We start from the raw sequence: 15,005 nt of genomic DNA, 5'->3' as shown, positions 1-15,005 counted from the left end.
CGAAAGGGCGGGCCACCTCGCGGACGACGCGATGCAGGGCGGCCGCGGCGGCCGGTCCGAGCGCGCAGGCCGCGGCGGCGAGATCGGCCCAGACCCAGTACGAATAGGGTCGCTCGGAGGCGATGCCCTGGTAATAGCGTTGCACCACAAGGTGATAGCCGTCGAACCACCAGAATCCGGCGGCGGTGAACAGGCCGACCACCAGCAGCGCGCCGACCGCGACGGCCAGGGCCGGGCGGATATCGGGCGTGTCCATGCGCCGCAGCAGTCCCAGGGCGAGGACCGCGGCTGCCGGAATCACCATGAGCACCAGCCCGTAGCTGAGGTAGATGCCGAATCCGAACAGCGCACCCGAGCCCAGACCGGCGGCGAGCCAACCCTTCTCCATTCGCAGCGCCACCGCCAGCAGCGCCACCGCCCAGGCGGTGACCCCGGCGAACAGAGCGTCGCCGGAGACCGCGAGCCAGATGGCCGCCGGGGCCAGGGCCAGGAAAGGCGTTGCGGCGCGGGCTCTTTCCTCGGCTCCCAGGGCGCGCAGTGTTACCGGGACCGCGACCGCCGCACCGCAGCCGACGATCGTGCACAGCCAGGCGGCCCACGCGCCGCCACCCAGGCCGAGCCGGTCGAGCAACACGAAGCTCAGCAGCGCACCCGGTGGATGGCCGGAGACGTGGGTGGTCCAGGAGTCGGGTTGGAAATCCAGGATGCGGGCGGAGAATCCGCGCAGCATGGCCGCGATATCGGTGACGCCGCCGACCTCGTGCAGATATTCGTCGCGGGTGGTGAGCCGGTCCGTGAAGCCGCGCCGCCAGCCGTCGACCATGGCCAGGGCGAAGGCCCAACACACCGCGGTCAGCCAGGTCAGGGCGAGCAGTCGCCGCCACGGAAGCTGTCGGGCCAGGGCGGGGCCGTAGGCGATGACCAGTGCGGCGATCGCGATCGCGGGGATCGTGCCCCACCCGGCATGGGGCAGCCACTGTCCGAACAGCGGCGCCGCGCCCGCGTAGAGTCTGCGGCTCCACTGTTCGCCGAGAATTCGCGGGACCGCGATCGCGGTCCCGACCAGAACGACCGCGGCGCCCGCGCAGGCGAAGTCGGCCCGGTGCGCGAGGACGCGCCGGGCGGCGATGACAGAGGTGTCGGTCACGGATACACCCTAGGTCCGCGATCGGCCCGAAATCGGTAGGACGAGCGTCGGTCCAGCTCTTGTCATACTTTCGTCACCGATTCGCTGACCCTTTCCGGGGCCGTTGGGTTCTACGGTCGTCGACATGACCGAATCACCGGAAGAGCCGGGTGTCACCGTGGTGATCCCGTGCCGGGACGAGGCGGGTGCGTTGCCGGGAGTACTCTCGGCCGTTCCGCCGGAGTATCGAGTGATCGTGGTGGACAACGGTTCCACCGATGCGACCGCGGCCGTGGCCCGGTCGGCGGGGGCGACCGTGGTGCTGGAATCAAGACCCGGATACGGCAGTGCGGTGCGCGCGGGGATCGATGCCGCGCGCACCGAGGTGGTGGCCGTGCTCGACGGCGACGGATCGATGGATCCGGGCGAATTGCCGCGGCTGGTGGCCGAACTCGGCCCGCGCGTCGACATGGTGGTGGGCCGCCGCCGTCCCGCCGGATCGGGCGCGTGGCCGTGGCACGCACGGCTGGGTAATGCGCTGGTGGCCCAGCGGCTGCGGCGGCGCTACGGGCTGCCGGTGCACGATGTGGCGGCCATGCGGGTCACTCGGCGCGCCCGGCTGCGCGCACTCGGGCCGTTGCATCCGCGGTCGGGGTATCCGCTGGAACTGCTGGTGCGGGCCGCGCTGGCCGGGTGGCTGGTCGTGGAGCGCGACATCACGTATCGACCGAGAAGTCATGGGGTGTCCAAGGTTTCGGGATCGGTGCGGGGCACCGTGCGGGCGGTGCGGGACTTCTGGAGTGTGCGATGAGCGAATCCGATCTCGCCGCGACGCTGCTCGTGGTGGCCAAGGCGCCCATCGCGGGTTTCGCCAAGACCCGGTTGACCCCGCCGCTGTCGCCCGCCGAGGCGGCTCGGCTGGCCGCGGACGCTCTGCTGGACACCCTCGACGCCGTGCGGCTCAGCGGGGCGCGTCATGTCGTGGTGGCCTGGACCGGGGAGCTCGATCGCGCCGAGCGGGCGGGGGAGCTGGCTGTGGCTTTGGGTGACTGCGTGGTGATCGCCCAGCGCGGCAACGACTTCGGGCAGCGACTGGCCAATGCGCACGCCGACGCCGCGCGCCTGGGTCTGCCGGTACTCCAGATCGGGATGGACACCCCGCAGGCGGGTCCGGAACTGCTCGCCGCATCAGCCCGCCTGCTGCTGGACTCCGGCGACAGCGTGCTCGGGCCCGCCACCGACGGCGGCTGGTGGGCACTCGGCCTGCCCGATCCGCGTCCGGCGAGGCTGCTCACCGAGGTACCCATGTCCACCGACCGCACCGGCGAGCTGACTCGAAAGATGCTGCATCACTGCGGGTATCGAGTGCACGACCTACCCACTCTGACCGACGTCGACCACTACGAAGACGCCCGTGCCGTCGCTACCCGATGCACCGGTCGCTTCGCCCACACCCTCGAACACCTGGACCGCGTCTCCCCATGATCCCCACTCCCATCGAATCTCGAACCTCCCCGGCCCGCGGCCCCCGCGCCGCGGCCCGGGTGGGCGCGGCGCTCGGCGCGGCCATCGCCGTCTGCTTCGTCACGGGCCTGCTGAGCCATTGGATCCAGCACCCGCCCACCTGGTTCGCCTGGCCCACCCACCCCGTCTGGCTCTATCGCGTGACCCAGGGCGCTCACGTCATCTCGGGCACCATGGCCATCCCCCTGCTGATCGTGAAACTCTGGACGGTCTACCCACGCCTGTTCACCCGCCCCCTGCTGGGCGACCCGCTACGCGCTCTGGAACGCGCCTCCATCGCAATTCTGGTGGGCGCCACCATCTTCCAACTGACCACCGGCCTACTGAATACGGCCAAGTACTACCCGTGGAAGTTCTTCTTCACCACGACCCACTACGCCATGGCCTACGTGGCGATCGGCGCTCTGGCCGTCCATCTGGCGGTGAAGCTTCCGATAGTCCGCACAGCCTTGTCCCAGCCGCTGAACGATGAGCCGACCCCGGGGGTCGGATCTTCCCGGAGGGTTGTACTGGCCGCGGGGCTGGGGGCGATTGTGGCCGGGCTGGCTGTGGCGGGGCAGACGGTCCCGTTTCTGCGGTGGGTGGCGGTGTTGGCGCCGCGGAGTGGGGAAGGGCCGCAAGGGGTTCCGGTCAATCGGACTGCGGAGGAGGCGGGGGTGGTTGATTCGGCTCGGGACGAGGGGTATCGGCTGGTGGTCGGTTGCGGTGGGATGCGGCGGGAGTTCTCTCGGGCGGAGTTGGCGGGGTTGCGACAGTACGAGGTGGAGTTGCCGATCGCCTGTGTCGAGGGGTGGAGCGCCTCGGCGCGGTGGGTGGGTGTGCGATTGCGGGAGTTGCTGGGGGCGGTGGGGGAGTATCGGGGTGGGGACGTGCGATTCGTATCGCTGGAGCGTGGTGGGATCTACGGGAATTCGGTCCTGCCGCAGCGGCATGTCGTCGACGATGCGACGTTGATCGCCCTGCGGGTCAATGGAGAGGAACTTGATCTCGACCACGGATATCCGTGTCGGTTGATCGCGCCGAACCGGCCGGGGGTCCTGCAGACCAAGTGGCTGGCTTCGATCGAGGTGATGTCGTGATCGCGATACGAATCATCTTGCTGGGTTTGGGAATCGCGGCGGGTGCGTACGGCGTCGCGCTGTTGTTGGAGCAGAATCCCGCCGATCTGCGGTCGGTGGTGATCTGGTTCGCGGGCGGGATCCTCGTGCACGACTTCGTCTTCGCGCCGGTGTGCGCGGCGCTCGGGGCGGGGGCGCGGCGGCTGGTGCCGCGGGGCTGGTGGGCCGGGACGGTCTACGGGTCCGTGTGCTCGGTCGCGCTGATCGCGGTCGCGCTGCCGGTGGTGGGTCGCGAACACGCCGTGACCACGAACGAGACCGTACTCGATCGGCCGTACGCGCTCGGCCTGATCGCGGCGCTGGCCGTGGTCTGGGGCGCGGTGGCGTTCATCACGGGACTCGATCACCGGCGTGTCCGGGTTGCGCGGCGGAATAGAATTGACAGTTAACCGATAGCAACCGGACATTTCCCGTCTTCTCATGACCAGTACGACGATGGCGCTCGCCGAGCGGCAAACAGGGGGTCGTATGCGTAGTCGGCAGTTGGTTCGGTCCTGGTGGGAGCAGAGTGGGCACTATCGCTGGCTGGTGCAGACGATCGCCTCGAAATCCGCTCTGACGTGGATGAAGGTCGTCGTCGGCTCGGGCGGCATGACCTGGGCGGTGATCCTGGTGCTGGCGGCGTGCTCGCTGCCCGAGCGCGGACATTCCACCGAGCGCACGGTGCTGCTGGTCTGCGCGGGCATCGCCGCGCTGTGGGCGCTGCGCTGGTGGTTCCTGCCGGTACCGGTCGTGATCGCCTCGATTCTCCTGCTGGGCGGGGCCGACATCTTCGTCACCGTCGTCAGCGCGTACGGGGGCGATCGCATCGGGCACACCACGGGGATGATTCTGCTGATCGCCATCGGGATCTACTTCACGTTCTTCCACACCCCGCGGGTGGTGGCCGTGCACGGGGTGTGGTCGGTGCTGTCGGCGGCGTTGCTGTCGGTTCCGGTCCTGAACGGCGAACAACCGCTGGCGGCCGTCGCGATGATCACCGCGATGGTGATCATCTGCGGGGTGTTGCTGCCGGGGCTGCAGTTCGGCTTCTGGTTGCTGTGGACCGATGTGCTGTCGGACCCGCTCACCCGGTTGTCGAGCCGTCGCGGCCTGGAATACTTTGCGGCACAGAAGATCTACCACTATCCGATGGACCACGTCTGCATGATCATGATCGATCTGGACCGGTTCAAGGCGGTCAACGACACTTTCGGTCATCACGTCGGCGACGAGGTGCTGCGCAACACCGCGCGCCGGCTGCGGGCGGCCGCGCCCAGCGGATCGATCATCGGCCGCATCGGCGGTGAGGAATTCGCGGTGGTGACCATGCTGCCGCCGCCCGGGGCGCGGGTGGTGGCCGAGCGGCTGCGGCGGGCGGTGGCCGCGGAATCCGATCCGGTATCCATCACCGCGAGTTTCGGCCTGGCGACCCTGCCCCCGGGCGGGCCCCGCGATCGGGTGGGTCGGGTGCTCACCGACCTGATGCATCGCGCCGATACCGCCATGTACCGGGCCAAACAGCAGGGCGGCAATGCGATCGCCGTCGACGAGCCGTGGATGATGCCGTCCGCCCCGCAGCAGGCCGCTGGAACCTGATATCAAATGTGCCATTGACAAATGGCGCATAGGTCGGTGATTCTGTGTGACATGGCGAGTACATGGTCAACGCCGACCATCGGTCCGGCCCCGGTTCCCGATGTCGCCGCCTTGCGTACCCGATTCGCGGCCTCGGCCTCGGTATTGGGACTGCGGCGGGTTCACGCGGTATTGCCGCCCAATCGACTGGGTATCGGCATCGGTCGCGGCATCATCGCGAGCGTCATGGCCACCTTCGGGCCCACCCTGCCCGGCACCCGGATCACGCCGGTGCGTTCGGAGGGTGTGCGCGGTGAATGGGTGCGCGCGGCCGGTGTCGAACACGGTTCCCGGGCGATCTACTACATCCACGGCAGCGGCTATGTGGTGTGCTCCGCGCGCACCCACCGCGGCCTGGCCTCGCGGCTGTCGCGACTGACCGGTCTGCCGGTCTTCCTCGTCGACTATCGCCTGGCCCCCGAACACCGCTTCCCCGCCGCGGCGCAGGATGTCGAGGCCGGATACCGCTGGCTGCTCGCGCACGGCTACCACGCCGAGGATCTGGTGATCGGCGGCGATTCCGCGGGCGGACATCTGGCCCTGGATCTGCTGCTCGAGAATCTGCGCAGCGAAACCTCCCAGCCCGCCGGTGTTTTCGTCTTCTCCCCACTGGTGGATGTGACGCTGGGGCTGGCCGAACGGCAGGACCGGCTGCGCCCGGACCCGATGGCCCCGGCGTGGGTGGGTAAGCGTCTGCTGGAGCTGTATACCGTTGGGCAGCCGCCGGATTCGCCGCGACTGCGGCTGGCGGTGCCGCCGGGGGCGAAGTTGCCGCCGATGCTGGTACAGGCCAGTGCGGGGGAGATGCTCTCGGGCGACGCGCGGGCGTGGCATTCGATGATCACCACCGCGGGCGGGCGCTGCGAGCTCGAACTGTGGCCCGGGCGCATCCACGTCTTCCAGGCCCTTCCGCTACTGGTCCCCGAGGCCGTCCCGGCCCTGCGCCGCGCGGCCGACTTCGTGAAATCCGCGCTGGCACAGGCGGATACGACCGCCCGAACAAAGGTGAGCTGAGATGGGCATCCTCGACTTCGATCTGCCGACCCTGCCGGGTCTGTTCGCGACGGGCCCGCGGCGCACCGGCGCGGCCAAGGCCGTGGTGACCGGGGCGGGCAGCGGTATCGGCCGCGCCTTCGCCCTCGAATTGGCGGCACGCGGCGGTGAAGTGCTGTGCGCCGATATCGACACCGAACGCGCCGAGCAGACCGTCCGCATGATCGACGGCATCTACGGTCGCCCGGCCCACGCCTACTTCTGCGATGTCGCCGATCGCGACGATATGGAGAGCCTGGCGCTGCACGCCGAACTCATCTTCGACCAGGCCCCGACGGTGGTGATCAACAACGCCGGTGTCGGTATCGGTGGAAAACCGGTGGGCGAGATCGGTTTCGGCGACTGGCAGTGGGCGCTGGGCATCAACCTGTGGGGCGTGGTGCACGGCTGCGAGATCTTCGCGCCGCGGCTGCGCGAGGCCGGGCGCGGCGGCATCATCAATGTCGCCTCGGCGGCGGGTTTCGCGGCCGCGCCCGGTATGGCCGCCTACAACGTCTCCAAGGCCGGCGTGATCTCGCTGTCGGAGACCCTGGCCGCCGAGCTCACGGGCACCGGCGTGGCGGTGACCGTGCTGTGCCCCACCTTCGTGAAAACCAATGTGGTGCGCGACGGCCGGATCACCGCCGGATCCTCGCGCCTGGCCGCGGAGGTCATGCGCCTGACCGGCTTCACCCCCGAGCGCGTGGCCCGCCGCGCCCTCGACGCCAACGACCATGGGCGGCTGTATGTGCTGCCGCAACTCGACGCGCGGGCGATCTGGCTGCTCAAGCGGCAGTTCCCCAGTCTGTACACCCACGCCCTCGGCGTGCTCAACCGCGTGCTGCCGCAGGAGGAGCAGAGCTCCCCGGTGGCGTCCGCAACGAAGACAGGAGTGTGACATGGCCTTCGACTTCGATGCCATGCTGGCCAAGATCAAGTCCCGGCAGTGGGCGCTGGCCGATATCGATTGGGACGCGCCGGGAGCCGATCGGATCTCGCCCGAACTGCATGCCAAACTCAAACCCTTCATGGCCGATCTGATGTGGATCGAGAACGTCGGCGCGCGCGGATTCGCCGCGATGGCCAAGAAGGCCCCGACGGAAACCCTGCGCGAGATCTACCGCTACTTCCACGCCGAGGAGCAGCGCCACGCCAATGCCGAACTGGCGCTGATGCGTCGGTGGGGCATGCTCGACGGCGAGGAGATTCCCGAGCCGAATATCAACGTCAAACTCGTGATCGACTTCCTGGACAAGTACTCCGACGGCATGTCGCTGTCGTTCCTGGGCACGGTGATCCCGATGCTCGAGGTGGCACTCGACGGTGCGCTGATCAAATTCATCACCGACGAGATCGAGGATCCGATCGCGCAGGAGGTGTTCAAGAAGATCAACTCCGACGAATCCCGCCACCTGGCAACCGATTACGCGGTGATGGAGCTGCTGGGGCACGCGCAGGCGCGCAAGCTGTTCATCGATCTGGTCGGCGGTTGGGTCAAGCCCAGCCTGCTGATCGGCGTGCTCAGCTATGTGCCGCTGCTGAACAAGATGCGCGACAACATCGTCGAGATGGGCGTGGACGAGGAGAAGCTCTACGCGGCGCTGCGCAAATATCGGGCCGTGGGCGATCGGATGCCGCTGGCCAATCGGGTGCCCATGTACCGGATCGTGAAGATGCACGGCAACTGGGTGATCGACCGCCACCACCCGTATCACCTGTTCGCCGATGCGCTGGTGAAGATCACCGCCCGCATTCCGGACCGCTTCCTGCCGCCACAGCCCACGTGGTCCAAGGAACTGACCTACGAGCCCGTCGCATGAGCACCGCCACAAGCCGCGGCGCACACGAAGTGAAAGACGTCGCGATCCTGGGCGCCGGATTCGCCGGACTCGGCGCGGCGATTCGATTGCGACAGAAGGGTATCGGTAATTTCGCGCTGTTCGAGCGGGACACCCGTGTCGGTGGAACCTGGCGCGACAACACCTATCCGGGCGCGGCCTGCGATATCCCCTCGCGGCTGTACTCCTTCCGCTTCGCCCCGAATCCGAACTGGTCGCAAACCTATTCGGGCAGTGCGGAAATTCTGGCCTACATCGACCGGATGGTCGCCGAATTCGACCTGGCGCCCGCCATCCGATTCGGCCACACCGTGACCGGACTGGAATTCGACGAGGCCAGCGGGCTGTGGGATATCGCCTTCGCCGAACAGCCGAATGTCAAGGCGCGCAGCGTCGTCATGGCCGCCGGGCCGCTGGCCAATCCCGGCTTCCCGAAGATCCCGGGCATCGACGATTTCGAGGGGCATCGAATCCACAGTGCCCGTTGGGATCACGACTACGACTTCACCGATAAGACGGTCGCGGTGGTCGGCACCGGCGCCAGCGCGGTGCAGATCATTCCCGAGTTGGTGCGAAAAGCCGGTTCGGTCAAGGTGTTCCAGCGCACGCCCGGCTGGGTGCTGCCGCGGGTCAACCGCTCCACCCATCCGCTGACCCGGCAGCTGTATCGCAGCCTGCCGGTCACCCAGAGCCTGGCGCGGGAGGCCTGGTTCTGGGGACACGAATCGGTCGCGCTGGGCGTGGTGTGGAATTCGCCGCTGACCCGGGTGGTCGAATCGGTGGCGCTGCTGCATCTGCGCGCGCAGGTGCGTGATCCGTGGCTGCGCCGCCAGCTCACCCCGGATTTCCGCGCGGGCTGTAAACGGTTGCTGCTCAGCAACGATTACTATCCGGCCTTGCAGAGCGACAACTGCAAGCTCATCACCTGGCCGATCGCGGGGATCGTCCCGCACGGGATCCGCACGGCCGAGGGTATCGAGCATCGCGCCGACTGCATCGTCTTCGCCACCGGATTCGAGGTGTCCAAACAGGGCACGCCGTTCCCGATCACCGGACGTGGCGGCCGGGTACTGGCCCAGGAGTGGAGTCGCGGCGCGTATGCCTACAAGAGCGTGACCGTGGCGGGCTATCCGAATCTGTTCTTCACCTTCGGACCCAATTCCGGCCCGGGCCACAATTCGGCGCTGGTGTACATGGAGGCGCAGATCGACTACCTCACCGACGCCATCGGCATGCTACTCGACGGCGATCTGCGGATGCTCGAGGTGCGTCAGGACCGTCAGGACCGCTACAACGCCGCGCTGCAGCGCCGGCTCGCGGCGACCACGTGGAATTCCGGTTGCCGCAGTTGGTATCTCACCGAGGACGGCTTCAACGCGACCATGTATCCGGGCTTCGGCAGTCAGTTCACCCGACAGCTGGCGGCGGTGGATCCGCGTGATTTCGTCGCCACGCCACGCGAGGCGGTGCGCACCGGCCGCCGGATCGCGGCCGGGCTGGGCTAATCTCGACATCGGTTCGGTGAATGGTCGGTCGATCAGGAGGAGCGGGACGCGGATGGCGGAATACCGCATCGACGATCTCGCGCGTGCCGCCGGCACGACGACCCGCAATGTTCGCAACTACCAGGAACGCGGGTTGCTGCCGGCGCCCACGCGGCGCAGTGGCCGAGCTCTGATCTACGACGATTCCCATCTGGCCCGGCTGCGGATCATCGACTCGCTGCTCCAACGCGGCTTCACCACCGCGCATATCGCCGATTTCATCACCAGCTGGGAGACCGGCAAGGATCTCACCGAGATTCTCGGCCTACAGCAGGCGGTGACCGCGACCTGGGGTTCGCCCGAGGAGCCGATGTCGGTACCGCGCGAGCTGGTGGACACGATGTTCGGCGACGGGCCCGACGGACCGGTCGGACAGGAGGAGCTCGAGCGGCTGGCCGAGCTCGGACTGATCCGATTGCACGGCGACACCATCGAATTCACCCAGCCCGAACTGCTGGAGACCTTCGGCGCGCTGCAGCACTACGGTTTCGGGCTGCGCGGGCTGATCGACGTGCATTCGGAGGTGGTGCGGCGGGTCGAGGACATCGCCGACACCATGGTGGCCGCCGCCAAGGACCATATCGTCGACGAGCACGGCCCGGGCTGGCTGCCCGGCAGCGACGAGGAGATCACCGAGACCACCAAGATGCTCAACCATCTGCGGGAGCTGGGCGTGGCCGCGGTGCACAATTCGCTCAATCAGGCGCTGGATCACACCCTGCAGCGTGAACTGAGCGCCTATCTGGCCACCGCGGCCGAACGACATGCGGCGCGTGATCCCGACCCGCGGGGGGCCGGGATCACGCGCCGCAATTGACCCGTCAGTGCTTGAAGGCGTCCTTGACCTTCTCGCCCGCATCCTTGAGGTTGGACTTGGCCTGGTCGAACTTGCCCTCGTTCTGCTTGTCCTGGTCGCCGGTGGCCTCGCCGAACTTCTCCTTGGCCTGGCCGGTCAGGTCGTCGAGCTTGTTCTTCGCCTTGTCGGTGCCGCTCATCGCGTCCCCTTTCCGAAGTGGTCTGCGGTGACCCGCTTGGCTCGAGCCCCGCACTCCGGCGATTACCCGCTACGGCGTTCGTAAACAGCCGCCCGGTCAGCCGATGCCATCGGCGATCCGGAGGCCATTGAGGTAAGTGCCCTGGGCGTTGTGCGCGGCCAGGTTCGGGTGGAAGGGGAAGAACGGCTCACCGGGGTCGAGCAGGCCGGTCCAGTGGGTGGCCGGGGAGCACAGGTCGTGACCGATGCCGACCGGGCGCAGCGACCAGAAGCCCACGCCGATCTGGGCGGCCGCGTCGCGGATGGCGCTGTCGATATTGTCGGTCAGCAGATGGGCGTAGGCCATCCGGTTCTGCGGCCACGGGATGTGCAGGCCGAATACCGAGAAGCAGACGAAAGGCATACCCGGGGGCGGCAGCGGATCCTCGTAGCCGACGAAGCGGATCTCGGCATTGGGCGCGGCGGCGCGGATGGAGCCGATCATGTCGCCCCGGATGCCGCGGGTCATGCGCTGGGCCAGATTGGGTCCGGTCATGGCGTTCGCGTCGGCGTAGTGCTCGGGATCGGTGCGAAAATCGCAGCCGCGCACGATATCGGTCAGGCACATCGCCAGGGTGTAGGCGTAATTGGAGACCTGACCCGGATACCAGACATCGTTGGCGGAGATCTGGATGGTGACCAGACGCGTTGCGGGACCGAGCATTCCGTCGCGCACGGACTGATCGATCTGGGTGCGCAGATTGTTGACCGGTTCGGAATCGGTGGTGGCGGATTGGCAGGCGTAGTCGGCCCAGTCGCCGGTCTGCGGTTCGCCCAGCCCCCACGCGGCGGCCATGATCGACGGCCAGCCGAAGTTGCTGCGCGCGCAGTCCATCGGATTGGGCGGCGGTTCGGTCTTCGGCTGCTGCTGGAAGGTCGGCAGGCCGAGTACGCCGCCGCCTCCGCCGAAGGGGGCCACGGTCATGCTGTCGCCGTAGGCGACATAGCGGACGCCGGGTTCGGCGGCGGTGGCGGGCGCGGCGAAGGCGGCGAGCACCGAAACCAGTGCGGCGCCCAAACTTACGCTGGTGAGCTTCATCGGTGATCCTTTCGGTCGTCAGCAACGCTGGTCGTCGGCGCCGGGGCCGGGCAGGACGGTGATCGCGATCTCGCCGCCGTCGGCGCAGGAGACGATGCGCAGTTGGGGCGCACCGGATTCGGAGACCGCGCGCGCACCCGTGAGGCGCAGGTGGTAGCCCTCGCGGTACTGCCGCTGAGGCAGTGCGATGACGGTCTGGCTGTCCACGGGGAACGCGCCGTCGCCGGTGGCACGCGCGGGGGTGAAGCGGTAGTCGAATTGCCTTGTGGTCGGGTCGAATCGCCAGGGTCCGGGGGTTCCGGCGGTGAGTTGGGGATAGGGCCGGGCGAGGGCGTCGAGATTGGGCTCGTTGATATTGCCGCCGGTGCGCGGGCGGGCCGGATCGACCACGATGGCCTGGGCGTCGGGATCCTTGGCGACCGTCGCCGGATCGCCGCCGAAGTAGGTCCAGTGGAACCAGCCGACCCGGTGATCGTCGAAGATCGCGGCATTGGCGCGCAGGGCGTCGGTCGCACCGGTCGCGCCGAATTCCGTTGCCACGGCGGGGATTGCCTGTTCGGCGGAGTAACGGTCGGCCTCGGCGGCCCCGGCCTGCCACTGCGGTTCGCAGCCCGCGCCGCCGCCGCCCTGCAGCGCGGCGACCACGCAGTAGGAGTTGAAGCCGTACACCACATTCGGGTCGGGTACCGGGCCGAGCTCGGAGCGTGTCCCGTAATTGGAGGTGATCAGCGGGGCGAGCCAGACCGGTGTCATCGGATCGCCCGCGCGGATCGCCCGGGTCACATCGTCGCTGAGCGCGCGCAGTCGCTCGGCCTGCTGCGGGGGACAGGCATCGGCCAGGCACGGGAGGAACGCGGCTCCGGCGGGTGGCTGGTTGAGCGGTCCGTAGCCGATCAGACCCGGTGTGCCCGAGAGGGTTTCGGCGACATGCCGCCACATGGCCAGGAAGCGGTCGCGGATGCCGACACCGTCGGCGGCGGGGCGATTGTCGTAGAAGTTGTCCGAGGCGCGCCAGTAGGCGGGATTGGCCAGATTCGCGCCGACGAGATCGTGCGGGCCGTCGGGAACGCCGTCGTCGATGGTGGCCCAGTCGGGCGCGCCGTCGCCGCCGTAGCGCGCCGACCAGATGTCTTGATGCGCCTCGACGAGAGTGGCGATGCCGTGGCGTTCGAGCATGGTCGCGGTCTGCTCGATATCGGCCAGGTACGCCTCGTCGTATACGCCCGGCCGGGGCTCGATCGCGGCCCAGAACAGGGTCAGCCGGACCGCGTCGAAGCCCTCGCGGGCGAGCAGTTCGGCATCCTCGTCACCGAAGCCCAGCTGCGACGGAAGGTAGGGGAAGTGCTTGGCGGCGATATTTTCGCCGTGCGGGATAAATACCCGTTCCAATTGGTCGACCAGCCATTTGCCACTCGTTCGCATAGGCACTTTCACAATTCCGGACTCTGGGTTTGATACATCCCCTGAAGCGGTTGCCTGTGATGTGACGATTCCCACGATCATGGCCGTGAAGGCGCAGAATATCTGGAAGGCACGCATCTTCGGCTCCACTTTCATGTCGTAAACGTAGCACTCCTACCCCTTCCGTATGGATTAGCTAGACGTTAGCCTGAGCTATGGCGAAAATCCTGGTGTTCACTTCTCCAGCAAAGGGTCATCTATATCCGATTACTCCGGCGCTGGCCGAGCTGGTCCAGCGTGGGCATCAGATCACCGTCGTCACGCTGCCGGGTTCGGAGCGTTCGCTGCGGCCGCTGGGCATCGCCGTGCGGCCACTGCCCACGGAACTGGTCGAGGACACCCTCGGCGATTGGAATGCCGGATCGAAGGTCGAGGCGCTGCGCGCGGTCGTGCGGTCGCTGGTCGAGCGCATTCCCGCCGAGGCCGAGGCGCTGCGCGCGGCGATCGAGGCCGAGCGGCCCGACGCGCTGCTGATCGATGCGACCACGCCGGGCGCGCAGCTGTGCGCGGCCGCGGGCACACGGCCGTGGGCCTCCTGGTCGCCGATGCTGCTGCCGACCTCGTCGCGCGGCGTGCCGCCCTACGGTCCAGGTCTGCGACCGATGTCCGGTGTGGCGGGCCGGATTCGAGACGGCGCGCTGCAGTGGATGATGGATCGATACTTCGATGAGATGCTGCCGCGGATGAACGGGGCGCGGGCCGAATACGGCCTGGAACCGTTGGCGCATATGCGCGATTACTTCGTGCAGGCGCCGCTCATCCTCAACTTCACCGCGCCCCCGTTCGACGATGTGCGTCGCGACTGGCCCGCGTCGATCCACCAGGTGGGCCCGGGTCTGTGGGCCCCGCCCGGCCGCGCGCCGGAGTGGCTGGATTCCATCGATCGTCCGATCGCCCTGGTCACGTGTTCCACCGAATTCCAGGACGACGGTCAACTGGCCCAGATCGCCATGGACGCCCTGGCCGACAGCGGTTTTTACACCGTCGTCACAGCCGGTGCGATCGATCCGGCGTCGTTCTCGATCCCCGCGAACGCGCGCGTGGAAGCGTTCCTCCCGCATCATCTGATCCTCGACCGCACGGCTGTCGTCGTCTCGCACGGCGGCATGGGTATCACCCAGAAGGCCCTGGCCGCTGGTGTTCCTGTCTGCGTGGTGCCGTTCGGTCGCGATCAGTCGGAGGTGGCCCGGCGCGTGGTGACCAATGAGGCGGGTACCTGGGTTCCGAAGCGCAAGCTGTCACCCGAACGGCTACGCGCCGGGGTCGAGAAAGCGATGACCTGCGGAGCGGGCGCGGCGCGGGTAGCGGCCGGTTTCGCCGCCGCGGGCGGCACCGCACGCGCCGCGGATCTGCTGGAACGCCAGTTGGCCGGTTCGCGGTCGCGTCGTCGCGATGCCGCCGGCGTGCGCCCGCGCCCCACCCGGGCCGCGGCCCCGCTGATCCGCCGCGAGGACGAGTCGATGGCCGAGCGGCCCTCGACCGAACGAAATGAGCAGGCGCCCGGCAGTATTCGGCGGGGACTATGATGGGCCGCGGAAGATCGGCATCGGCTCGACCGGCAGTCGGCTGGGCGAAAAAGTCTGTCGTCGAACGGGATACGGATTCCGATCGGTCCCGACGCATGAAGTCCGTCGCCCGGGGCCGACGCCTCAGGTGGTTCGGAGCTCCGGTCG

The 15,005-nt window shown here is 68.1% G+C and carries 15 protein-coding genes; 11 read left to right on the top strand and 4 right to left on the bottom strand.

Going from position 1 to position 15,005, the window contains the following annotated elements:
• Nucleotides 1-1,147, bottom strand: a 1,147-nt coding sequence (locus tag NP4_RS38765) for a hypothetical protein (protein ID WP_068009444.1), incomplete at its 3' end; no start/stop codon positions are given.
• Between the two features lie 124 nt (nt 1,148-1,271).
• Between NP4_RS38765 and NP4_RS38760 the strand changes: the two genes are divergently transcribed.
• From NP4_RS38760 to NP4_RS38715, 10 genes are read left to right on the top strand one after another with little or no spacing between them, the layout of a single operon-like run.
• Nucleotides 1,272-1,937: a glycosyltransferase family 2 protein gene (locus NP4_RS38760; protein WP_062504473.1), complete on the top strand. Its 666-nt coding sequence runs from the start codon at nt 1,272-1,274 to the stop codon at nt 1,935-1,937.
• On the top strand, nt 1,934-2,611 hold the full coding sequence (locus tag NP4_RS38755) for a TIGR04282 family arsenosugar biosynthesis glycosyltransferase (protein ID WP_068009442.1): 678 nt from the start codon (nt 1,934-1,936) through the stop codon (nt 2,609-2,611). The genes NP4_RS38760 and NP4_RS38755 overlap by 4 nt, the downstream gene beginning before the upstream one ends.
• On the top strand, nt 2,608-3,729 hold the full coding sequence (locus NP4_RS38750) for a molybdopterin-dependent oxidoreductase (protein ID WP_068009430.1): 1,122 nt from the start codon (nt 2,608-2,610) through the stop codon (nt 3,727-3,729). Before NP4_RS38755 ends, NP4_RS38750 begins: the two co-directional genes overlap by 4 nt.
• Nucleotides 3,726-4,157 (top strand): hypothetical protein, encoded by a 432-nt coding sequence (locus tag NP4_RS38745; RefSeq protein WP_068009427.1) that lies wholly within the window; start codon nt 3,726-3,728, stop codon nt 4,155-4,157. Before NP4_RS38750 ends, NP4_RS38745 begins: the two co-directional genes overlap by 4 nt.
• Nucleotides 4,158-4,188: 31 nt before the next feature.
• A complete protein-coding gene (locus NP4_RS38740) occupies nt 4,189-5,346 on the top strand; it encodes a GGDEF domain-containing protein (RefSeq protein ID WP_082876617.1) in 1,158 nt (385 codons plus the stop codon).
• A gap of 51 nt (nt 5,347-5,397) precedes the next feature.
• Nucleotides 5,398-6,399: an alpha/beta hydrolase gene (locus tag NP4_RS38735; protein ID WP_068009420.1), complete on the top strand. Its 1,002-nt coding sequence runs from the start codon at nt 5,398-5,400 to the stop codon at nt 6,397-6,399.
• Nucleotide 6,400: 1 nt separating this feature from the next.
• Nucleotides 6,401-7,315 (top strand): SDR family NAD(P)-dependent oxidoreductase, encoded by a 915-nt coding sequence (locus NP4_RS38730; RefSeq protein WP_082876616.1) that lies wholly within the window; start codon nt 6,401-6,403, stop codon nt 7,313-7,315.
• A gap of 1 nt (nt 7,316) precedes the next feature.
• A complete protein-coding gene (locus NP4_RS38725) occupies nt 7,317-8,237 on the top strand; it encodes a ferritin family protein (RefSeq protein ID WP_068009417.1) in 921 nt (306 codons plus the stop codon).
• Nucleotides 8,234-9,760, top strand: coding sequence for a flavin-containing monooxygenase (locus NP4_RS38720; protein WP_068009404.1), 1,527 nt, complete (start codon nt 8,234-8,236; stop codon nt 9,758-9,760). Before NP4_RS38725 ends, NP4_RS38720 begins: the two co-directional genes overlap by 4 nt.
• 52 nt (nt 9,761-9,812) lie before the next feature.
• Nucleotides 9,813-10,616, top strand: a complete 804-nt coding sequence (locus tag NP4_RS38715) for a MerR family transcriptional regulator (protein WP_068009401.1) — start codon at nt 9,813-9,815, stop codon at nt 10,614-10,616.
• 4 nt (nt 10,617-10,620) lie between these two features.
• Here NP4_RS38715 and NP4_RS38710 read toward each other — a convergent pair whose 3' ends face one another.
• The 3 genes from NP4_RS38710 to NP4_RS38700 all read right to left on the bottom strand — a co-directional run bounded on the left by NP4_RS38710 (nt 10,621) and on the right by NP4_RS38700 (nt 13,293).
• The gene (locus NP4_RS38710; protein WP_062504491.1) at nt 10,621-10,794 is read right to left on the bottom strand and encodes a CsbD family protein; all 174 of its coding nucleotides are present in this window, start codon (nt 10,792-10,794) and stop codon (nt 10,621-10,623) included.
• 96 nt (nt 10,795-10,890) lie between these two features.
• A complete protein-coding gene (locus NP4_RS38705) occupies nt 10,891-11,871 on the bottom strand; it encodes an SGNH/GDSL hydrolase family protein (RefSeq protein WP_068009399.1) in 981 nt (326 codons plus the stop codon).
• An 18-nt stretch (nt 11,872-11,889) separates the two neighbouring features.
• Nucleotides 11,890-13,293 carry a cellulase family glycosylhydrolase gene (locus NP4_RS38700; RefSeq protein WP_068009388.1) on the bottom strand — a complete coding sequence of 468 codons (1,404 nt, stop codon included), beginning with the start codon at nt 13,291-13,293 and terminating at the stop codon, nt 11,890-11,892.
• Nucleotides 13,294-13,487: 194 nt separating this feature from the next.
• On the opposite strand from NP4_RS38700, the gene NP4_RS38695 reads away from it, so the two are divergent.
• Nucleotides 13,488-14,858, top strand: a complete 1,371-nt coding sequence (locus tag NP4_RS38695; RefSeq protein WP_068009384.1) for a glycosyltransferase — start codon at nt 13,488-13,490, stop codon at nt 14,856-14,858.
• The last annotated feature ends 147 nt before the right edge of the window (nt 14,859-15,005 follow it).

Origin of the sequence: Nocardia pseudobrasiliensis NBRC 108224, from assembly GCF_001613105.1 — a bacterium.
Lineage (GTDB): Bacteria > Actinomycetota > Actinomycetes > Mycobacteriales > Mycobacteriaceae > Nocardia > Nocardia pseudobrasiliensis.
This window is presented reverse-complemented; position numbering and strand designations above follow the sequence as displayed.